The organism is Streptomyces dryopteridis (assembly GCF_049606955.1).
Taxonomy (GTDB): domain Bacteria; phylum Actinomycetota; class Actinomycetes; order Streptomycetales; family Streptomycetaceae; genus Streptomyces.
Genome location: NZ_CP187114.1, coordinates 347,381 through 365,011, shown reverse-complemented (window position 1 = coordinate 365,011; position 17,631 = coordinate 347,381). Strand labels below are relative to the sequence as shown.

Here is a 17,631-nt window from a genome sequence, read left to right as displayed (position 1 = left end):
ACGCGCACCGACGGGCGACCACAGCACCACCATCCAGCACGGCAACAACGACCGATCGGAGAACCCCATGGGTTGGGGAACGGGCAAGGGCGGCAGCGGCGGCAGCGGGCAGCACTCGGGCAACAAGGACCCCGGGGAGAGCAAGCCGTCCTCGGACTCCTCCGGCCCGAAGCCGGAGCCGAAGCACAAGAAGGACGACAAGAAGTAGGCGCACGCACATGACGCAGAAGCACGACGTTGAGCAGGCCGCCGCGCGCGGCCTGCTCGGCCAGGTAGCGGAAGACCTCGGCGCCCCCGTGGCGCCCCCTTGGGAGGTCGCGTACTGGGCCGCGCCCCGGAGCGCGTTCCTCCCCAAACGGATCTGGGTCGGCGACGAGTTGGAGGAGGTGTTCCGGGACGACCAGCCGGAACGGTGGCTCCAGCTCGCCTACGACAACGCCCCCGTCATCACGCAGGTGAACGACGGCCGGGAGGTGGACGAGGGCGAGGAGCGGTGGCCGTCGTGCTCGGCCTCGGCCCCGTCGATCGTGTTCCGGATGCTCGACCTCCTCGACGTCGACCCCGAGCACACCGTGTTGGAGATCGGCACCGGCACCGGGTGGAACGCGGCCCTGCTGTCGAGACGTGTCGGCTCCGAACGAGTGACCACGATCGAGGTCGACCCGGCGTTGTCGGCGGCGGCGTCGATCCGCCTCAAGCAGGTCGGGGCCGCGCCCCGGATCGTGTGCGGAGACGGCGCCGACGGGTTCGCGGCCGGCGCCCCCTACGACCGGGTGGTGGCCACCTGCTCCGTGCGGTCGGTGCCCTCGGCGTGGCTGGAACAGACCCGGTCCGGCGGCGTGATCCTGACGCCGTGGGACTCGTCGTGGTTCACGTTCGGGCTGCTCCGCCTGGTCGTGGACGGGCACGGCGCGGCGTCGGGCATGTTCCTGCCGCACTCCGCGTTCATGGGCCGCCGTGAGGAGCGGAGCAGTCTTCGGATCTTCCGGGACGTGGTCCGCGACGACCACGAGCCGGTCGAGTCCAAGACCGACGTGTCCCCGTGGGACGTGGCCGGGGACGGCGAGTGGCACGCACGGTTCGCGCTCGGCCTGCTCCTGCCCGACCTGTGGTGCACGTGGCACGAGGACCCGGACGTGGACGGGGTGGAGACCCGCTTGTGGGTCGCCTCGACCGACACCGGTTCGTGGGCCGCCGTCGACCACGACGGCAAGACCGACGACGAGTTCACCGTGTGGCAGTACGGCACGGACGGCCGGCGGGTGTGGGACGAGGTGGAAGCGGCATACGCCTGGTGGCACCAGCAGGGGCGGCCGGGCCCGGACCGGTTCGGCATGACGCTGACCCCGGACGGGAAGCGGACGGTGTGGCTCGACACCCCGGACAACCCCGTCCCGACCCGCACCTGACCTCCCCCCGGAAGGTGCACACCGAAGGCCCCCCACGCCGCGTCTCAGGTGGGGGGCCTTCGGGTTGTCAGGCTACGTCGAACAGGTCCAACTGCCGGGGAACGGCTCGGCGCCGCTGCTCGGCGATCCGGGCCGCGTACTCGTGCAACGGCTCGGACGCCAGGTAGCGGCGCACCGCCTCGTCGACGACCGGGTGCGCGCCGGCCATCCGGACGAGCGCGGCCCGCCGCCGGGGGTCGGTCAAGCAGTCCGTGAGCCGGTAGGTGACCGGCCCGCACGACTCGTTCAGGATGATGCGCATCCGGCGGACCTGCTCGGCGTAGGCGGCCTCGGTGCCGGTGCGGCCGTCGTGCTCGCGGCAACCGGCCCGCCCACACGAGACCGGGCCCCACTCGCGGCGGGCGTGGTCGATGTCCCCGAAGTTGCCCACGTGACAGGCCGGTGCGGGCAGGAGTTCCCCGCGCCACTCCCGCAGGGTGACGGCGTGGACGGCGCGGCCGTCGCCGAACCGCATGTTGTAGCCGTCGAACTTCGCGCGGGTCGTGGCGGCGATCGACTCTATGGGCGCTCGCATGGTCACCGGGGCCCCTCCTTCATCCGGGGCCAGTATGACCAATCGGCCATCCGAGGGTCTACGGAGTTGGCGATCCGTCGAGGCGGGCGTGGACGGCCTGCGAGAACGCGGCGACGGTCCGCGCGATCGGGGCGCCGGTGCGGCCTGCCTCGGCCAGCACCCACGCCACCACCTCGTCGACGAGCGGGCCCGGCACCGTCACGGCGGGCAGCGGCGGCGCCTCCGGCTGCTCGTGCTCCTGGTCCTCGTCGTCGTCCTGCTCCGGCAGCGCCATCCCGGCCGCGCCCGGGTGGACTTCGGCCGGCGTCTGGGGCAGCGGGTCGGGGACGAGGACAATCCGCGGTTGCTCCGGAGCCTCAGCAGGGGCGGGTGCAGGTGCCGGTGCAGGGCGCGGGATCGCGGCCGGGGACGCGAGTTCCCGCAGCCGGTCCATCACCACGGCGGGGGCCGCGTCGCGCTGTTCAAGGGCGGTGGTCACCCGCTGCTCGATGTCCAGTGCGGTGAGCCGGGTCCCGCCGTTGGCGTACTCCTCGCGCAGGAACGCGTACCCGGCCGCCGCCTGCTCCTCGCCGACGAGGGCGCCGAGCGGGAGCAGGGCGCGGGCGTGCGAGTCCGGGACGGGGCTTGCCCAAATTTGGGCAAGGGCCCGGCGCATCGGCCACTCTCGTTTGCGCCGGTCGTACTCCGAGAGGGAGATCCCGCCCCACTCCTCGTCTAGGTACTGCTCGACGGTGCGGCGGCCGTCCGCGCCCCGGTACAGGCCGCGCCGCACGACGGCTTCTAGCGCCATGTCGCGCATCCAGTCGGCCTGTGTGCCGTTGTCACGGGCAGCGTGGCACCGGGCAAGGTCGCGTTCCTCGCGGGCGCTCAGCGGCCCGGTGGCGTGGATGTCCTGCGGGGGCGGGATCAGCTCGGGCACGAGGGCCTGCGCCCGCCGGTCGGGCACGGTCACGGGAGGAGCCCCCGGGCGTCCAGCTCGGTCACGAGCACGTCGAACGGTGCGCGGCGCTCGGGCCGGTCGCAGGGGAAGCCGACGGCGCTCGCGATGGCTTCGCGGCGCGGGATGCGGGTGTCGAGGACGGACCACTTCGGGTCTGTGCCGTGCTCCCCGCCGTCGGCGAGGAGTTGCGCGTACTTCGCGGTGGAGTTGGCTCCGGCCTGGCAGCGGTTGAGGAGCACCCACGTGGGCGGGGCCTGCTCGTCGGCGCGCAGTGACGCGGACCGCTTTATGATCTTGGCCAGGGGGGTGCCGCGCTCCGGCCGGACGAGGCGGGCGTAGTCGGTGGCGGTCGGGGAGATCGTGACCAACGCCAGGTCTGCGCACTCCAACACGCTGTCCACGATGTCGGGGTGGTTCTCGGCGTGCCCAACGTCTACGAGGTGGATCACGTCGGGGTCCATCTGGGGGTGGATGGTCTCGGCGAACGCGGGGGTGTCGGCGACCGTGACCGGGGGGCCGGGGAAGTCGGCGGCGTCACGGGACCAGGCGGCGAGCTGCATGGACTCGTCGGCGTCCCAGCAACGGACCCGGTACCCGGCCCGGTGCAGCGCGTACGCGAGCAGACCGGTGTTGGTGGTGCCGCCCATGGTCCTGGGCTTCAAGGAGGCGATCAGCATGGGCCGACGCTATGCCCATGATCAGACGGGTTCGCCGGTTCCCTGATCATGGGTTGGCTCGGGGTCGGTCCACAGCAGCGTGTCCGGGTCGATCGACAGGGCCCGCGCGAACGCGGCGGCCATCTCCGCCCCGCGCTCCGGGCTCCCGCCCGTACGGGCGGCGTCCCGGGCCGCCGCCTGCTCCAGTGCGGCGGCGCCCTCATGGGCCCGCCCGAGCGCGACGGCGGCCGGGACCCCGCCGAGGATGCGGTTCCACTCCTGGCGGCGCTGCTCGTACCCCGCCTTGAACGCGGCCCGCTCCGCCTCCCGGAACGCCGACGACGCGGCCACGGCCCTCTCGATGTCTTCGAGGAGCGGCGCCGGAATCCCGGCGTTCGCGGCGAGCGCGCGGGCCAGCGCACGGATGCCGGCGGCGGCCTCGGCCGCAGTCATCCCAGCCTCGGCGTACGGGTCGGACATGGGGCTCCCTGGGGGCGAGTTCGGCCGGACCGGCCAGCACGAGCAGGGCATCCACGGTATCCGGGACCACAGCCGCGGAGGGACTTTCGTCCCGAACGGGCGGGAGAAGGTTCTCGAGGATGCGGGCGGCCTGCTCCTCGTCGGTGAACGCCCAGGGGTCCGGCGCGTCCAGCTCGGCGGCGACGGCCGCCGCCTGCTCCCACAGCGGGGCCCGCTCGTCGACGGCCGGGTGGGCGGCGGGGGTTCGGGTGAGGGCGACGAGGTGGTGCAGCACGTCGGCCCGGAAGTCCCGGGTACGGGTGCGCAGGGTGCCCTCGTCCTCGTGGTCGAGGAGCCCGGACCACTGGACGAGCAGGGAGCGGCGCCACCGGTTGAACCGGCGCACAGCGCGGGTGGCCTCGCGTTCGAGGTGGGCCAGGAGCCGGGGCAGGGCGGCCAGGAACCGGGCGAGGCGGCGGGGGCCGGCGTGCAGGTCGAGGCGGCGGCCGTCGTGGACCCGCCACGGCTTGCCGTCGCGTTCCTGCGACCACGTGGCCCCCGTGTGGCGCCACACGGACCGCCACTCGACGCCGTGGAGCTCGGCGAGGGCCTGCGCGGCCGCGAGCTGCGCGGTGGCACGGCGCCGGTCGGAGGCGGGGAACGTCAGGCGGACGGCGGCGTGGTCGGGGCCGTCGAGGTGGGGGGCCGGTATGTGCACGTAGGTGCGGGCCATCAGCGGAGCGCTTTCGGGTCGAGGCCGAGGTGGTCGGCCAGGGCGGCGAGGATGCGGCCGTGACGCTCCACCGTGGCGATCAGGTGGGCGAGGTGGTCGGCGCGCACGGGCACGAAGCGGGAGCCGTCGTACTCGGGCCGGGGCGGGGCGGCGTCCGCCGCCGCCCGGGTGCGGGCGGCGGCGTCGTCGAGCATGTGGTGGTTCACGCGGCGGCGGCGACCTCGGGCGCCGGGGCGGGCCGGGCGGGCAGGTAGGGGATCATCCGCTGTACGACGGACTGCCCGGGGGCGATGTTGTCGTAGTACAGGCCAAGCCCGAAGGCATCGCCCAAGTTCACTGCGCACCGCTTCAAGGCGCCGGACAGGGCCGACTTCATGGCGTTGTCGTGGGCGGCCGGCAGCTGCGGTTGGTTCGAGGCGTCGCCGATCGCGCCGTCGTCGAGCCGGGCGATCGGGTGCCCGCACTCGGCCTTGACCGTGAGGCGGGCTTGGGCCCGGTAGATCACCGTGTACCGGGGGCGCTCCCCGGCCGTGGTCAGCGTGGTGACCTCGGTGAGTTCCAGGGTCTCGACGTCCCAACCGCCGACGCCGAAAACCCTGTTCAGCCAGGTGCGCACGTCCTGCTGCTCGACGTACTTGAAGCCCTTCGGGTCGAGCTTCACGCGCGACGGGTCGATGGCCTTCATCAGGTACTCGACCTGTAGGGGGGTGAGGCGGCAGCGGTGGGGTTCGGGCTGTTCGCCGGCCTTAGGGTGGGGGGTGGAGTCGTTCACGGTGTTCTCTTCCTGCGGGCGGTCTCTCAGGGTGGCCCGGTGGGCGGTGCAGCTGTAGGAGGCGAGGCCGTCAACCGGGACCCTCTGACACCTCAATCTTACGTCAGTGGGGGTGTTTTCGCAGCTCAGAACGTGACATTGAGGTTCTTGTCACGCGCCCACTTGTTCAGCGTCGCGGGGTACCAGAACGGGCGGCCGAGCTCGTCGAGCCCGTCCAGCTCTTCGGGGCCGTCCGACTTGGGCATGGCCCCCCGGGAGCGGCGGACTTCCAAGGTCCCCTTGGCGATGCCGGTGTGGTCGGCCACGTGGTTGAGGTACCAGCGGCGCCGCCGCCCGCCGGGTTCGTAGGTCGGCTCGACCGGCAGCCACTTCTGCCCGGCGCTCTGGAGCTCGATACGCCGGCCCCGGCCGTCGAGGTAGCCGACGCCCTTCCCGAACGCCGTCAGGATGGAGCGGGGGTAGAGCGGCCGGTCCTCGTCGGCCTCGGGGATGTCCCGGCCGAGCGCGTGGGCGACGGCGCGCAGCGCGGGGGGGCGCTTGTGGGTGACGCCGGGCCGGTTGCGGTGCCAGCGCTGCGCAGTCTGTCGCGCGACGCCGAACATGTCGGCAATCTCGTCGAGGTTCATCAATCGGTCTTCGCTGGTCATGGCCCCTGTCCTGTCACCTGATGGTTACAGGACAGGGTAAGGGTTAGGTGTCGAAGATCATGCGGGGGCGTACGCCAGGTCAGGGCAGCGGCACCCGTCGGTCGCGCACGGTATGCGGCCGTCCTCGGTGAGGCGGCGGGCGTGGCGGACCCCGGAGTGCGAGCACACGCAGCGAGCCAGACGGTTGCGGGTTCCGGCGACGGCCGCGCGTCGGTCGGCCTCGGCGGTGCGCTCCTTGTACCCGGCCTCCTCGGCCAGGTCGGCCGCGTCGCGGTCGAGGGCGTCAGGGGGCGTCGCCCCGAACTCGGCCAGGCCCTCGGCGACCACCGCCGCTTCGAGGGTGCGCAGCTCGGGGTACTGGCGCAGTACGTCGGCCAGGGCGCGGACGCCGGCGGCCTGTCGGGCGTAGGTGTGCGAGAGGTGGGTCACGGTGGGCGCTCCTTCGGGTGGGAGGGCCGGGGCGCGCGCCGCAATCCCCATCAAAGCGCGCGCCCCGGTGTTCATGGTGCGCGGCCCCACTGACAGTGGGGCCGCGGTGGGTCTACAGGGGGGTTATGGAGCGGCGGCGGACGCATCGGGGGTAGACGGCGCCGGGGCCGGTGGCGCCGGGCTCCCACAGGGCGTAGCGCAGGCCGTAGGCGTTGGGGAGGTCGGCGAGCTGTTCGGCGAAGCAGCGGCGGCAGGAACAGGGCTGCGCCTCGTAGGTGCCGTGGAGGTCGGCGAGGGAGCCGTGGTAGTCGACGAGGGTTCCGGGGGCGAGGCGGTCGGCGGTGGCGGGCATGGTGCGGGTCCTTCGAGGTGGTGGTGGGGGGTGGGTCGGGCGGAAGCCGGTCGGTGCGCGGGCGCCGTGTCCTGTGGCGGAAGGCGGTCGGTGCGCGGGCGGCGTATCCGCCCGACCCGTGGTGTGGGGTTCAGCGGGCCCGGGGCCCTCTCGCGAGGGTGAGGGCCCGGGTGCGAACCGCCGCCCTCACTGGGCCACGTCCGTGAGGTTGCGGCGGAGCTGGTAGAGGCGGGACAGCTCGCCGTCGGCGGCGCACTCGGCGCGGAAGTCCCCCGCCGCGCGGGCGGCCTGACCGGCAGTGCGGGCGGCCACCATCGCGATCTCGATGCGGGCGAGTTCGGTGGCCTTGTGGGCCGCGTACTCGGTGGGGGTCATCAGCATGGGGTGTTCCGTTCGTCGTTCCTGCCTGACACCTTTAACTTACATACGAGGGGGTGCGCGATGCAAGTTTCAGGTGTCTAATGTGACGACGGTCCCACTTCCCGAAAATGACACCTGAAACTTGCATCCGTCGCCCCATCGACGTAAGTTAGAGGTGTCAAGGCGACGAGGGGTCGCCCCGAAGAAAGGTCCCGGACATGCTGCTCATCACCCCCGCCACGGACGACATCGAACTGATCGCCTGCGAGTCCGGGACCTGCGAGTTCTACGCCATGCGGGACGACGCGGACGCCCTCGGCTGGTGGTTCGACGAGCCCAACGGCATCTGGCGCTGTGAGGGCTGCGCGGACGAGTACCGCGCCTACTGGGGCATGACCCACCCCCTCGCCCGGGTCGCCTGACCCACACCCCAACCCCCCGGCCGGGGCGCCCGCCGCGCCCCGGCCCCACCCCCCACCCCGAAGGACAGCACCATGGACACCAACACGTTCGCCTACGCCCTGCTCGCCGCCCAGCACCGCGCGGAACAGCTCATCACCTCGGCCGCCTCCCACGAGGACGGGACCGGCGCCCTCCTCGTCGTCACCGACGAGCTGTCGGCCTTCGTCCACTACGACACCGAGGGCGGGATAACCGAGCTGGCCGCGTGCGCCGTCCAGGGCGTCAACGTGCTGGCCGAAGCGGTCATCTTCGACGGGGCCATGACCCGCCGCCACATCACCCCCGACGGCCGCGAGTCGGTCACCGGTTGGAAGATCGCCGGGGCCCGGGTCCACACCATCGACGCCGCGAACGTCCGCGCCGCCTACACCACCAGCCTTGACGGCGAACCCCTCGACCCGGAACCGGGCGTCGAGTACCGGGCCTCCTACCCCCTCCACTACTGCGCCGCCTGACGATCACCGCCCCGGGCCGGGGCGCCCGCTGCGCCCCGGCCCCCACCCCCGGAAGGACCCCGCCGTGCTGAACCTCCGCAAGACCCCGTGCCGCTTCGACGACTGCACCAACACCGGCTCGTCCCTCGTCTTCGACGGGGTGTGCGCCTACCTCCTGTGCCCCCGCCACACGGACCGCGCCGCCGCGTACTGCGCCCGTCAGGGGTGGGAAGCGTGGATCGTCCCGGCCGCCGAAGCCTCGCCGCGCACCTGAACCGGGCGCCGGGCCGGGGCCCCTCGCCCCGGCCCGGCCGCCTGCGAATCGAAAATCCCGCCGCCGAGCGTCCCTGAGAATCCAAGGAGCATGACCGTGCAGACCGCCACCGCCCACGCCTACCTCGTCACCTTCACCGGGGAGGACACCGGCACCGAGTACGCCTACGAACTCGAAGCCCAGGTGGGCCGTTCGCTGCGCGTCGTCGCCCACTTCGCGTGGCACCACCACATGCGGCTCGGCCTGGAGGACGTAGACCTCCTCGGCGCCCGCGTCGTCGAGGTGACGCCCGAGCTGGCCGCGTAGCAGCGACGGAAGCGACCGAAGGCCCCGAGGACGCTCGTCCTCGGGGCCTTCGGCATCCCCTCGTTGCGGGGACCGGCGTCATGGCCTTCCCCTGGGCAGTCTCTTCCCGGGGTCATCCCCACGTCGCGCGGGGAGCGGAGCTGAGCCACGGCGTCCGCTGTCTCACGCTCAGGTTCATCCCCGCGTGCGCGGGGAACGGGCATGGGTTCCCGAGTACCAGATCTCCACGCCGGGGCCATCCCCGCAACGCGAGGAGCAGTGGTTCCACCCTGCCACGGCGGCGCGGCCCGCACGGCCGAATCCGCGAACCCGCTGCGCCCCACCGTGTCGTTGGTCGTGGCCGGCGCCGGGACCAAAGTCCCTCCGCGGTTCCCGCGTCCGGGGTTACGTGGGGCCGTCGGGCTGCCGGGGAATGCCGCTGGTGATGCGGCGTAGCCGGTTGTTGCAGAGCAGGCACGGTGTCCGGCCGCGCGGCGGGTCCGGGTCCACCGGCCCGGCCGGGTGCGTGGTGCAGCCCGTCGCGACCGGCAGGCCGAGGGCGTGCGCGGTACGGAACGCCTCCTGGAGCGCCGTGGCGACCGCGCGGACCGCGTGGCGCGGGGAGTTGACCGTCAGACCGGCTACGGCCTGGTGCGCGCGGTCGGCCTGCGTCCGCAGGCTCGCCAGACGGTACGGGTCGAGCCCGCCGCGCCCGCTCACCGGCCGCCCATCCCTTCGAGGAGTGCGAGCAGGGCTGCCGTGTCGGCCGCACGGTCGGCGGCCTCCCACCGACGCCGCAGTACGGCCCGCTGCTCCCACGTCAGGTGGACCCGCCGCGCGACCACCAGCCGGACCCGGGCCCGGCTCACGGACCACGTGGGGAACCGATCCTCCTCGGACGGCAGCACGTCGCCGAGGGGGACCACGTCGTACAGGTCACCGGCCCCGTACGTCCCGGCGTAGTGCCGGGCGTACTCCCGATCCGTCGTGACGTACAGCCGGTCCGGGTGAAGCGTGGCCGGGTCGTACAGGGTCGGGCGGCCGGCGTTCCTGCTCGCGCAGATCGCGCACCCGTCGACCACCTGCCGCGAGTGCCCGCCCGCGAGCACGTCGCCGACCTCGAGCCCGGGGACGCCCCCGTGGAAGAACCTGGCCGTCCTGCTGCTCACCGGCCCGCCCCCGCCCGCGTACGGCTCCCCACGCCGCCGCCACGGGGCCGCATGACGACCCCGGCCAGCTTGAGGTACCGGTGGACGGTGCCGTACGAGTAGCCCGTCTCCTCGGCGATGGCCCTTATCGACGCTCCCCGGTCGTACTGCACTGCGCCCCGGGCCCCGAGGAGCGCGCGTTCCTTGAGGGTGAGGTGGGCACGCGGGGTGCGGACGGCGGCCGGGGCGGTGGTCGAGTTCATGCTGCTGCCTTTCGGAGATCGGTCGTGCGCGTGCACGCGCGGCACGTGGTCGGGGTGGTGTGGTCGACGACTTCCAGGTGCATGGCGTATTGGAGCGCGAGGCCGCACCGTGTGCGGCCGGCGAACACGTCGTGCACGGGGCCGTCGGGGGCGAGGCGGACGCGGCGGGCGCCGGTCCGGGCGGGGCGGATGGTCACGGGCGGTCGTGCTCCTCGTCGAACAGGGCGAGTTGATCGGGGGCGGACGGGGGCGGGGTGGCTATTCGCCGCTGCCGGGGAATCCGCAGCACGGGGGCCGGCGGCCGGACGGCGACGAGGGTCAGGCCGTGGCCGTGCTCGCCGGTCGGGCCGGGGCGGACGGGGGCCGGGGTGGGGTGCGGGCGGGGCCTGTCCGGGTGGACGAGGTCGATGTGCTCGGCGAGCCCGGGGCGGCCCCCCTGGGCCGCGAGAGGGCAGTACGGACACCACAGGTCCCACGGGCCCCGTGCGGCCCTGTGGGCGCCTCTGGCGGGCGTCTGGGCGGTCATGCGCTGCGCTCCTGTCGGCTCTGCCGGGGCAGCTGCACCGAGCTGATCCGGGCGCGGTTCTTCGGGGTCCAGCCCTCGGCCGCCGGGGCCTCGTCCTCGTCGAAGGGGTTCGGCTCGTTCTCCCAGTAGCCCGCCGTCCACATCTCCGCGTCGTCGGGCGCGCTCACCTGAGCGTCACGCGCCCCCTCCTGTGGTTGCTGTCCTTCATCAACCCTCGTCGGGTCACCCAAGAGGTCATCAGCCACGTAGTCAGGAGACCGGGGCGGGGTCCGGAGGAGCCCCGGGCTTGCTCCCGACCGAAGGGAGGGACTGCCGGTGGAGTCGGAGAGGGAGCTACTGGAGCCCCCAGGGGAGGGAGAGATGGAGTAGTTGTCCGGGGATCCGGACGCTCCGTCCGGGGTTCCGGACGCACCGTCCGGGGATTCGGACGCCGGGTGTCCGGGGTTTCGGACGCTAGCGTCCGGGGTTCCGGACGGACCGTCCGGGGATTCGGACGCACCGTCCGGGGTTCCGGACGCCCTCTTGGCCATCAGGGCCTCGATACGGACGCGGTCGCGGACCTGCGTGCGCGTCGCTTGCACGCCCGACACGGGCCGCAGCGCGCGTTCGAGCTTCATCCCGGACCACAGCGTCTTGTCCGGGTCCAGCTCCAGAGCGGGGAGGGTCAACGCGTACTGCGCGCTGTGGCCGCTGGAGTCGGCGCCGGGCGCCACCCCGTCGAAGTAGCGGAAGAGCCACCCGTTCGCCGTTAGCCACTCCACGGACGCGGCGGCCGTCGAGCGCGACAGGCCCACCTTGTCCGCTATCTGCCGGACGCTGGCCCGCAGGACCCGCGCGGGGAACGTGGCCCCCTGATGGGCCACGGAGCCGTTGACGGTCATCTTGGCCAGTTCGTACAGCACGCCACGGTGCGCGGGCTTGACCCACGGGCACAGGGAGAGCACGTCACGGACCAAGGCGAGGTCGGGGAAAGGGTTCTCCTGCGCGGCCGCCGTCACGGATTCCTGCTGCTCCCCGGCCACGTCCACGCTCACAGCGCACCGCTGCGGGTGAGCGCGTCGTTACGCCGCGTGAGGGCGCAGGGGTCGACGGGGGGAAGCGCCGGGCGGCGCGGGGTGCTGTGCATGACTGAAAGCTACCACGGTCCTTGACGTACAACGTCAAGCCTCAAGCGCTTGAGTGCGCGAGCGATACAGTGGCAGTCACAGAGTGGGCGCGACCACGGGATAGGATGACAATCATGGCGACACAGGCCCGGATGAGTCCGGCGCGATTCTCGATGTCCGTGAAAACGGCCTGCCAGGCCGGCAACGTCACCAAGGGTGACCTCGCGGCGGCTCTCGGCATGAGTCCGGAATCCATGTCCCGGAAGCTGGCGGCAAAGATCAGGTGGAACCTCGACGAGGTCTACGCCGTAGCGGACATCTTCGGGGTCGACCCGGGCGCGATGGTCAACGGGTCAGGAGAGTGGTTGAACACCATCGACCCTGACGCGGTCCGTGGGCGCCTTCGTGACCTGCTGAATCACACACTTCCGTTGTAGTACTGCATGTTGAGCCACCACAGCCGGCCGTTGTCCGCGTACTTCTTCACGATCGGCAGGTACGCGCCCCAGATGGAGCCGTAGGTCACGCTGCCGCCGGTGACGTACGCCGTCTCGGGGGCCATGGTCAGGCCGAACCCGGGCGGCATCTGCGCCAGCACGCCGTCGATGATGCGGATCAGGTTGGCCTGGGAGGCGGAGGGCTGGTTGATGTTGCCGCTGCCGACGAGCCCGGTCTCGATGTCGATGTCGATCCCGTCGAAGTTGTACGCCTTCAGGATCGGGACGATCGTGGCGACGAAGCGGTCGGCGACCTTCGTGGAGCTCAGGTCGATGCCGGCGGCGGCCCCGCCGATGGAGAGCAGGATCGTCGCGCCGTCGGCCTTGGCCCGGCACATCTCGGCGGGGGTGGCGACCTTCACGCCGGCGTCCATGCCGTCCTGCCACAGGGCGGTGCCGTCGGAGAGGATGACGGGGAAGGCGGCGTTGATCACGTTGTAGCCGTGCGCCTTGATGCGGGAGTCGGTGATGGGGGTCCAACCGAAGGGCGGGTGCACCCCGTTGGCGGCGCCGTCCCAGTTCTCCCAGTAGCCCTGGAGCACCTTTCCGGTGGGGCGGCCCTTCAGCGCGCAGGTGTCGGCGGCCGGGGTCGGGGCCGCGCCGGTGGGGGAGTCGGCGGCGGCGGTCGGGGCGAGCAGGGCGAGGGGAAGGGCGAGTCCGAGCAGCGCCATCAGGGCGCGTAAGGGTCGGGGGATCATGCGGGCTCCTCGAAAGTGGGGGGACGTGGAGCGGATCGCGCCTCAGGCTAGAAAGGTCCAGACCAACGGTCAAGGGTGTGGGCCCCGTACGTCGAGCCGGCAAGGGCGGGGCGATCGGGTGACGGGCGGCGTGGGTCTTCGGGCCGGGACGGGGCCGCCGTGACACTGGACCGGGTCGGGATCAGGCCGCATCCCGTGCTCCCGTCCCCCCGGAGGTCATCGCCCGTGCTCACCCCTGGATCCGTCCTCGCGTGGGGAGCCGGAGCCTCCGGCCAACTCGGCCGCGGCACGCGGACCGAGGTCAACCCGGACCCCGCGCCGGTCCTCGACCTGCCGGCCGCCGACGTGCTGCGGATCGCCGTCGGCGGGGTCACCCCCGACAACGGGTTCGCCCTCGCCCTCCGCCGTGACGGCCGGGTCCTGGCCTGGGGCGAGAACCTCAACGGGCAACTCGGCGACGGCACCACCGCGGACCGGTCCCGCCCCGCCCCCGTCGACCGGCTGGACGGGGTGGTCGAGATCGCCGCGGGCGGCGCCCACGCCCTCGTCCTCCTCCACGACGGCACCGTCCGCACCTGGGGCGACAACGCCCACGGGCAACTCGGCGCCGGCGTCCCCGGCCGGGACCGCACCACCCCCGGCCCCGTCGCCGGCCTGACCGGGGTCCGCCGGATCGCGGCCGGCGGGGACTTCTGCCTCGCCCTCCTCGCCGACGGCACGGTACGCGCCTGGGGACGGGGCATCCACGGCCAACTCGGCTCCGGATCCCGGGGCGGCAACAAGGCGCCCCGCCCGGTCCGCGACCTCGACGGGATCGTGGACCTCGCGGCCGGCACCGGCCACGCCCTCGCCCTGACGGCCGCCGGCACCGTCCGCAGCTGGGGCCTGGGCCGGCACGGCCAACTCGGCGACGGCCGGCGCGCCGACAGCACCACCCCCGTGGACGTGCCCGGACCCACCGGGGTGACGTCCATCGCCACCGGCGCCCACCACAACCACGCCCGCGCCGCCGACGGCCGGGTCTGGGCGTGGGGCGACGACCGCTACGGGCAACTCCTCACCGACGAGGAGGAATTCGCCCCCGGATGGCCCCGGAGCCGAGCCGACCGGGCCCTGCCGGTCGAGGCGAGCCGGCTGCGCGGCTGCCTCGCCGTCGACGGCGGCGCCCGCCACGGCGTCGCCCTGTTCGCGGACTCCCTCACGACCTGGGGCGACAACCGCTACGGCCAACTCGGCGACGGCACCACCACCCCGGGCCTGCGCCGACTGCCGGCCACGGGCTTCACCCACGTGGCCGCCGGCCGGGGCGGCGGCGCGACCTACGCCCTGTGACACGGGGACAGCGCACGCCGGGCCGGATTCGGCCCCCGCGCGGTCACCCCACCGGGAGCGGTTTCGCCACCGGCGCGCGCAGCGTGCCCGAGCGGGCCAGCGCGCCGATCGCGCCCGCGCACACCAGACCCGTCACCGCCAGCGCCGCCCACGGGGACCAGGCCGGCCCCGCGTCGAACAGCGCCCCCACCCCCAGGTTCCCCACGGCCACCGCCACCCCCGACGCCGTGTGGTACGCCCCGTAGTGCGTGGCCGGCAACCGCTCACCCGCCAAGCGCACCACCATGTCCATCTCGAACGGGTACAACAGGGCGCCGCCCCACGCCAACAGCGCCGCGCACCCCGCCAACGCCACCCCCTGCGCCACCGCGCCCGGCAGCCCCGACCCCGGCCGCACCCCCGGCACCAGGGGCACGAACGCCAGCCCCATGACCACCAGGCCCCACCCGATCGCCGCCGGACCCGACAACCGCCGCCGCGCCCACGCCGTCAACCGCAACTGTCCCGACAGCGCGGCCAACGCCGACACCGCGAACACCGCCCCCGTCACCCAGTCCGCCCGCGCCCCGAAGACCTCCCGCGCCCGCAAGGGCAGGGCCAGGTACACCTGGAACGCCAGCACGTACGAACCGGACATGGCCAGCGCGAACAGCACGAACGGCCGGTTGCCGACCACCGACCGCCAGTCCCGGGCCACCGCCCGCCACGCCGGCACCCCCGCCCCATCCCCGCTCGGGTCGACCGCGACGGCCCGCGCCGGCAGGGCCCGCGCCTGGAGCAGGGCCAGAGCCCCGAACACCACCGCCGACGCCGCGCACACCGCCGCGAAATCCCACGCCAACAAGGCCAACCCGGCCAACGGACCCACCAGGATCCCGGCCTGGTAGAACACGTTGAACACCGCGAACGCCTCCACCCGACGCTCCTCCCCGGCCCCCGCCGCCACATACGCGCGCACCGCCGGATTGAACAGAGCCCCCGCCAGACCCGTCAGCGCCGAGGCCACCACCAGCGCCGGCACCGACTGCGCCACCGCCAACAACCCGAACGCCACCGTCCGCAGCCCGCACCCGGCCAGGATCATCGGCTTGTACCCGTACCGGTCCGCCAGGCTCCCCCCGACCAGGAACATTCCCTGCTGCGACAGGTTCCGCACCCCCAACACCAGCCCCACCGTCCACGCCGCGAGCCCCAGCCCGTGCGCCAAGTGGTCCGCGAGATACGGCATCAACATGTAGAAGCCCAGGTTGATCGCGAACTGGTTCACCATCAACAGACGCACCGCCGGGTCGAAGGAACCCCAACGCGCCCACAGCCCGCACCCGCTCATCGCGCACCCGCCCCGCGCACCGGCGCACGCCCGCCGTCCTCGGACCGGCCCAGCGGATCACGGACCCGCGCGCACCGGGTCCACCGCGTCACCACCCGCTCCCGCGCGTCGGCGATCTCGTCCGGCCCCGACTCCGGCACCACCCCCGCCAGGCCCCGCTCCGCGCACCAGACGTCGTCGAAGACCGTGTCCAGGTAGCGGTGCGGACCGTCCGGGAAGACCGCCACGATCCGGGTGCCCGGCCGTGCCGTCCGCGCCGCCCACCCCGCCACCAACGCCACCGCGCCCACGCTCCACCCACCGGTCGCCCAGTGCGCCCGGGCCAGCGCCCGGCACGCCCACACCGCCTCGCCCGGTGCCACCCAGTGCACCTCCGAGAACGCCGGGTAGTCCACGTTCGCCGGATGGATGCTCGATCCGAGCCCGCGCATCAGACGCGGCCCGGCGGGCTGCCCGAACACGGTCGAGGCCACCGAGTCCACCCCGATCAGCCGCAGCCCCGGCGAATGCTCCCGCAGCCCCGCCGCGACCCCCGCCGAATGCCCGCCGGTGCCCACCGCCGCGACCAGCACGTCGATCCGCCCCAACTGCGCCGTCAGCTCGGCCGCCAACGGCCGGTACGCCGCCACGTTGTCCGGATTGGCGTACTGGTCCGGGCAGTACGCGCCGGGGGACGCCGCCAGCAGCTCCGCCACCCGCCGCCGGCGCGCCTCCTGCCACCCCCCGACCGGGTCCGGGGCCGTCACCCGGTCCACCCGCGCGCCCACCGCCGCCAGCAGCCGGGTCAGGGAGGGCTCCATCCCCGGATCGGTCACGACCGTCACCGGATGCCCGTACGTCAACCCGGCCAGCGCCAAACCCAGCCCCAGGGTCCCGCTGGAGGACTCCACCACCGGCGCGCCCGGCGCGAGCTCCCCGCGCCTTCGGGCCTCACGGATCATGTGCAGCCCGGGGCGGTCCTTGATGCCGCCCGGATTGGCCCCCTCCAACTTCGCGTAGAAGCCCCGCCCGGCCGGGGCGAAGGGACGATCGATCCACAACAGCGGAGTGTTGCCCACCAGGTGGGCCGGACGGTGCGCCACGACGGGCGCCGCCGAGAGGGCGAGCGCGGGCGCGGGTGCGGGCAGCAGGGGGATGGTGCTCATGGGCGTGCGTCTCCTGTACGCCCCGGGACGGGGCGCGGACGGGGAAGGTGAGGGCGCGGCGGGGCACCGGCGCGCACCGGCCGGGGCCCGGGCGGGCCGGACGGCGGTGCGAGGGGTGCGCGGGCGGGCCCTACTGGCGCAGCACGCGGTGCGGATCGGGGTCGGTGCCCGCCTCGGGCGGCCCGCCCCCGCCCGCCGCGACCGGATGGGCGGCCGAACCGACGGGGGAGACGAGGTCGGGGGCGGGGCCGGCCGGGGCCAGGGCGACCCGGGCCAGATGCCCGGTGGCGGGCGTCCGGGGCCGGTCCGCGGAATGGTCGGCGTGCTCGGCCACGTCGTGCGCGTGCCGGGGCGCGGAAGCGGACCCGAACCCGGACCCGGGCTCCGGCGGGCCGCCGAGGGAGGCGGGCGCGGCGTGCGCGGGCGGGCACGCCGGCACGAGCGCGGCGTACGGGCCCTGGAACGCGGCGCTGTGCGCCGCCCCGGCCACGTGCACGCCGACGAGCAGCACGAGCACGGCCACGAACCCGGCGCGGCTCCGCCGCACCGCGCCCCGCAGGCCCCGCCACCACTCGTCCACACCCTGACGGTTAACCATTCGCGCCGCTCCGGCCACGCCCGCGCGGGGAAATCCCCCGTTCGGGTGGCGGGCCGGACGGACGCGCCGGCGCGGGATCACGCCGGCCGGACCGCTCTCGGGCGGGAGCGCCGACGGAACCTCATCCTCCGCTCCGACCTGCGGAGTTGACCTCCGGGACCGACTCCGGAACCGTCCGGAACCCGCCGTGGGGCGGGTTAGG

General features: G+C 73.8%; 27 protein-coding genes and 1 pseudogene. 8 read left to right on the top strand and 20 right to left on the bottom strand.

Annotation, left to right across the window (positions count from 1 at the left end; all coding sequences use genetic code 11):
* The first annotated feature begins 67 nt into the window (after positions 1–67).
* Positions 68–208 (top strand): hypothetical protein, encoded by a 141-nt coding sequence (locus ACN20G_RS28105; RefSeq protein WP_424216013.1) that lies wholly within the window; start codon positions 68–70, stop codon positions 206–208.
* Positions 209–218: 10 nt separating this feature from the next.
* Positions 219–1,409, top strand: a complete 1,191-nt coding sequence (locus ACN20G_RS28100) for a methyltransferase domain-containing protein (protein WP_424216012.1) — start codon at positions 219–221, stop codon at positions 1,407–1,409.
* A 67-nt stretch (positions 1,410–1,476) separates the two neighbouring features.
* Here ACN20G_RS28100 and ACN20G_RS28095 read toward each other — a convergent pair whose 3' ends face one another.
* From ACN20G_RS28095 to ACN20G_RS28050, 10 genes are all read right to left on the bottom strand, one after another.
* The gene (locus ACN20G_RS28095) at positions 1,477–1,983 is read right to left on the bottom strand and encodes a hypothetical protein (protein ID WP_424216011.1); all 507 of its coding nucleotides are present in this window, start codon (positions 1,981–1,983) and stop codon (positions 1,477–1,479) included.
* Positions 1,984–2,041: 58 nt separating this feature from the next.
* The gene (locus ACN20G_RS28090; protein WP_424216010.1) at positions 2,042–2,935 is read right to left on the bottom strand and encodes a hypothetical protein; all 894 of its coding nucleotides are present in this window, start codon (positions 2,933–2,935) and stop codon (positions 2,042–2,044) included.
* Positions 2,932–3,600 carry a plasmid partition protein gene (locus tag ACN20G_RS28085; RefSeq protein WP_424216009.1) on the bottom strand — a complete coding sequence of 223 codons (669 nt, stop codon included), beginning with the start codon at positions 3,598–3,600 and terminating at the stop codon, positions 2,932–2,934. The genes ACN20G_RS28090 and ACN20G_RS28085 overlap by 4 nt, the downstream gene beginning before the upstream one ends.
* A gap of 21 nt (positions 3,601–3,621) precedes the next feature.
* A complete protein-coding gene (locus ACN20G_RS28080; protein ID WP_424216008.1) occupies positions 3,622–4,059 on the bottom strand; it encodes a hypothetical protein in 438 nt (145 codons plus the stop codon).
* 711 nt (positions 4,060–4,770) lie between these two features.
* Positions 4,771–4,977: a hypothetical protein gene (locus ACN20G_RS28075; RefSeq protein WP_424216007.1), complete on the bottom strand. Its 207-nt coding sequence runs from the start codon at positions 4,975–4,977 to the stop codon at positions 4,771–4,773.
* Entirely contained in the window at positions 4,974–5,543 is a 570-nt protein-coding gene (locus ACN20G_RS28070) for a Rad52/Rad22 family DNA repair protein (RefSeq protein WP_424216006.1), read from the bottom strand. Before ACN20G_RS28070 ends, ACN20G_RS28075 begins: the two co-directional genes overlap by 4 nt.
* A 125-nt stretch (positions 5,544–5,668) precedes the next feature.
* A complete protein-coding gene (locus ACN20G_RS28065; RefSeq protein WP_424216005.1) occupies positions 5,669–6,190 on the bottom strand; it encodes a hypothetical protein in 522 nt (173 codons plus the stop codon).
* A gap of 57 nt (positions 6,191–6,247) precedes the next feature.
* Entirely contained in the window at positions 6,248–6,619 is a 372-nt protein-coding gene (locus ACN20G_RS28060; protein ID WP_424216004.1) for a hypothetical protein, read from the bottom strand.
* A gap of 112 nt (positions 6,620–6,731) precedes the next feature.
* On the bottom strand, positions 6,732–6,971 hold the full coding sequence (locus ACN20G_RS28055) for a hypothetical protein (protein WP_424216003.1): 240 nt from the start codon (positions 6,969–6,971) through the stop codon (positions 6,732–6,734).
* A 186-nt stretch (positions 6,972–7,157) separates the two neighbouring features.
* Entirely contained in the window at positions 7,158–7,352 is a 195-nt protein-coding gene (locus ACN20G_RS28050; RefSeq protein ID WP_424216002.1) for a hypothetical protein, read from the bottom strand.
* A gap of 197 nt (positions 7,353–7,549) precedes the next feature.
* Here ACN20G_RS28050 and ACN20G_RS28045 point away from each other — a divergent pair, with 197 nt between their 5' ends.
* The 4 genes from ACN20G_RS28045 to ACN20G_RS28030 all read left to right on the top strand — a co-directional run bounded on the left by ACN20G_RS28045 (position 7,550) and on the right by ACN20G_RS28030 (position 8,807).
* Positions 7,550–7,753 (top strand): hypothetical protein, encoded by a 204-nt coding sequence (locus ACN20G_RS28045; protein WP_424216001.1) that lies wholly within the window; start codon positions 7,550–7,552, stop codon positions 7,751–7,753.
* A 72-nt stretch (positions 7,754–7,825) separates the two neighbouring features.
* Positions 7,826–8,248, top strand: a complete 423-nt coding sequence (locus tag ACN20G_RS28040) for a hypothetical protein (RefSeq protein ID WP_424216000.1) — start codon at positions 7,826–7,828, stop codon at positions 8,246–8,248.
* Between the two features lie 64 nt (positions 8,249–8,312).
* Positions 8,313–8,501 (top strand): hypothetical protein, encoded by a 189-nt coding sequence (locus ACN20G_RS28035; RefSeq protein ID WP_424215999.1) that lies wholly within the window; start codon positions 8,313–8,315, stop codon positions 8,499–8,501.
* A gap of 90 nt (positions 8,502–8,591) precedes the next feature.
* The gene (locus ACN20G_RS28030; RefSeq protein WP_424215998.1) at positions 8,592–8,807 is read left to right on the top strand and encodes a hypothetical protein; all 216 of its coding nucleotides are present in this window, start codon (positions 8,592–8,594) and stop codon (positions 8,805–8,807) included.
* Positions 8,808–9,191: 384 nt separating this feature from the next.
* On the opposite strand, the gene ACN20G_RS28025 is transcribed toward ACN20G_RS28030, so the two are convergent.
* Genes ACN20G_RS28025 through ACN20G_RS28000 form a run of 6 tightly spaced genes read right to left on the bottom strand, consistent with a single transcriptional unit; the run spans position 9,192 to position 11,757 of the window.
* Positions 9,192–9,506 carry a hypothetical protein gene (locus tag ACN20G_RS28025; protein WP_424215997.1) on the bottom strand — a complete coding sequence of 105 codons (315 nt, stop codon included), beginning with the start codon at positions 9,504–9,506 and terminating at the stop codon, positions 9,192–9,194.
* A complete protein-coding gene (locus ACN20G_RS28020; protein ID WP_424215996.1) occupies positions 9,503–9,955 on the bottom strand; it encodes a hypothetical protein in 453 nt (150 codons plus the stop codon). Before ACN20G_RS28020 ends, ACN20G_RS28025 begins: the two co-directional genes overlap by 4 nt.
* On the bottom strand, positions 9,952–10,197 hold the full coding sequence (locus ACN20G_RS28015; protein WP_424215995.1) for a helix-turn-helix domain-containing protein: 246 nt from the start codon (positions 10,195–10,197) through the stop codon (positions 9,952–9,954). The genes ACN20G_RS28020 and ACN20G_RS28015 overlap by 4 nt, the downstream gene beginning before the upstream one ends.
* Positions 10,194–10,394, bottom strand: coding sequence for a hypothetical protein (locus ACN20G_RS28010; RefSeq protein WP_424215994.1), 201 nt, complete (start codon positions 10,392–10,394; stop codon positions 10,194–10,196). Before ACN20G_RS28010 ends, ACN20G_RS28015 begins: the two co-directional genes overlap by 4 nt.
* A complete protein-coding gene (locus tag ACN20G_RS28005; protein WP_424215993.1) occupies positions 10,391–10,723 on the bottom strand; it encodes a hypothetical protein in 333 nt (110 codons plus the stop codon). The genes ACN20G_RS28010 and ACN20G_RS28005 overlap by 4 nt, the downstream gene beginning before the upstream one ends.
* Positions 10,720–11,757, bottom strand: coding sequence for a winged helix-turn-helix domain-containing protein (locus ACN20G_RS28000; RefSeq protein WP_424215992.1), 1,038 nt, complete (start codon positions 11,755–11,757; stop codon positions 10,720–10,722). The genes ACN20G_RS28005 and ACN20G_RS28000 overlap by 4 nt, the downstream gene beginning before the upstream one ends.
* A gap of 197 nt (positions 11,758–11,954) precedes the next feature.
* Here ACN20G_RS28000 and ACN20G_RS27995 point away from each other — a divergent pair, with 197 nt between their 5' ends.
* Positions 11,955–12,266, top strand: a complete 312-nt coding sequence (locus ACN20G_RS27995; RefSeq protein ID WP_424215991.1) for a helix-turn-helix domain-containing protein — start codon at positions 11,955–11,957, stop codon at positions 12,264–12,266.
* On the opposite strand, the pseudogene ACN20G_RS27990 reads toward ACN20G_RS27995, so the two are convergent.
* A pseudogene (locus ACN20G_RS27990) lies at positions 12,251–13,024 on the bottom strand (glycosyl hydrolase family 18 protein); the annotation flags it as partial. The gene ACN20G_RS27995 and the pseudogene ACN20G_RS27990 overlap by 16 nt on opposite strands.
* Positions 13,025–13,249: 225 nt before the next feature.
* On the opposite strand from ACN20G_RS27990, the gene ACN20G_RS27985 reads away from it, so the two are divergent.
* Complete coding sequence (locus tag ACN20G_RS27985) at positions 13,250–14,356, top strand: RCC1 domain-containing protein (RefSeq protein ID WP_424215990.1); 1,107 nt, start codon at positions 13,250–13,252, stop codon at positions 14,354–14,356.
* A gap of 43 nt (positions 14,357–14,399) precedes the next feature.
* Here ACN20G_RS27985 and ACN20G_RS27980 read toward each other — a convergent pair whose 3' ends face one another.
* The 3 genes from ACN20G_RS27980 to ACN20G_RS27970 all read right to left on the bottom strand — a co-directional run bounded on the left by ACN20G_RS27980 (position 14,400) and on the right by ACN20G_RS27970 (position 17,429).
* Positions 14,400–15,686: an MFS transporter gene (locus tag ACN20G_RS27980; RefSeq protein ID WP_424215989.1), complete on the bottom strand. Its 1,287-nt coding sequence runs from the start codon at positions 15,684–15,686 to the stop codon at positions 14,400–14,402.
* Positions 15,683–16,831, bottom strand: a complete 1,149-nt coding sequence (locus ACN20G_RS27975) for a PLP-dependent cysteine synthase family protein (protein WP_424215988.1) — start codon at positions 16,829–16,831, stop codon at positions 15,683–15,685. The genes ACN20G_RS27980 and ACN20G_RS27975 overlap by 4 nt, the downstream gene beginning before the upstream one ends.
* Positions 16,832–16,961: 130 nt before the next feature.
* Positions 16,962–17,429 (bottom strand): hypothetical protein, encoded by a 468-nt coding sequence (locus tag ACN20G_RS27970; protein WP_424215987.1) that lies wholly within the window; start codon positions 17,427–17,429, stop codon positions 16,962–16,964.
* Positions 17,430–17,631: the final 202 nt, after the last annotated feature.

Bases quoted from the DNA above. Each gene is read 5' to 3' on its own strand.
- ACN20G_RS28105 (WP_424216013.1), top strand. From the start codon at position 68: ATGGGTTGGGGAACGGGCAAGGGCGGCAGCGGCGGCAGCGGGCAGCAC.
- ACN20G_RS28100 (WP_424216012.1), top strand. From the start codon at position 219: ATGACGCAGAAGCACGACGTTGAGCAGGCCGCCGCGCGCGGCCTGCTC.
- ACN20G_RS28095 (WP_424216011.1), bottom strand. From the start codon at position 1,983: ATGCGAGCGCCCATAGAGTCGATCGCCGCCACGACCCGCGCGAAGTTC.
- ACN20G_RS28085 (WP_424216009.1), bottom strand. From the start codon at position 3,600: ATGCTGATCGCCTCCTTGAAGCCCAGGACCATGGGCGGCACCACCAAC.
- ACN20G_RS28080 (WP_424216008.1), bottom strand. From the start codon at position 4,059: ATGTCCGACCCGTACGCCGAGGCTGGGATGACTGCGGCCGAGGCCGCC.
- ACN20G_RS28065 (WP_424216005.1), bottom strand. From the start codon at position 6,190: ATGACCAGCGAAGACCGATTGATGAACCTCGACGAGATTGCCGACATG.
- ACN20G_RS28055 (WP_424216003.1), bottom strand. From the start codon at position 6,971: ATGCCCGCCACCGCCGACCGCCTCGCCCCCGGAACCCTCGTCGACTAC.
- ACN20G_RS28050 (WP_424216002.1), bottom strand. From the start codon at position 7,352: ATGCTGATGACCCCCACCGAGTACGCGGCCCACAAGGCCACCGAACTC.
- ACN20G_RS28045 (WP_424216001.1), top strand. From the start codon at position 7,550: ATGCTGCTCATCACCCCCGCCACGGACGACATCGAACTGATCGCCTGC.
- ACN20G_RS28040 (WP_424216000.1), top strand. From the start codon at position 7,826: ATGGACACCAACACGTTCGCCTACGCCCTGCTCGCCGCCCAGCACCGC.
- ACN20G_RS28030 (WP_424215998.1), top strand. From the start codon at position 8,592: ATGACCGTGCAGACCGCCACCGCCCACGCCTACCTCGTCACCTTCACC.
- ACN20G_RS28015 (WP_424215995.1), bottom strand. From the start codon at position 10,197: ATGAACTCGACCACCGCCCCGGCCGCCGTCCGCACCCCGCGTGCCCAC.
- ACN20G_RS28005 (WP_424215993.1), bottom strand. From the start codon at position 10,723: ATGACCGCCCAGACGCCCGCCAGAGGCGCCCACAGGGCCGCACGGGGC.
- ACN20G_RS27995 (WP_424215991.1), top strand. From the start codon at position 11,955: ATGACAATCATGGCGACACAGGCCCGGATGAGTCCGGCGCGATTCTCG.
- ACN20G_RS27980 (WP_424215989.1), bottom strand. From the start codon at position 15,686: ATGAGCGGGTGCGGGCTGTGGGCGCGTTGGGGTTCCTTCGACCCGGCG.
- ACN20G_RS27975 (WP_424215988.1), bottom strand. From the start codon at position 16,831: ATGAGCACCATCCCCCTGCTGCCCGCACCCGCGCCCGCGCTCGCCCTC.
- ACN20G_RS27970 (WP_424215987.1), bottom strand. From the start codon at position 17,429: ATGGTTAACCGTCAGGGTGTGGACGAGTGGTGGCGGGGCCTGCGGGGC.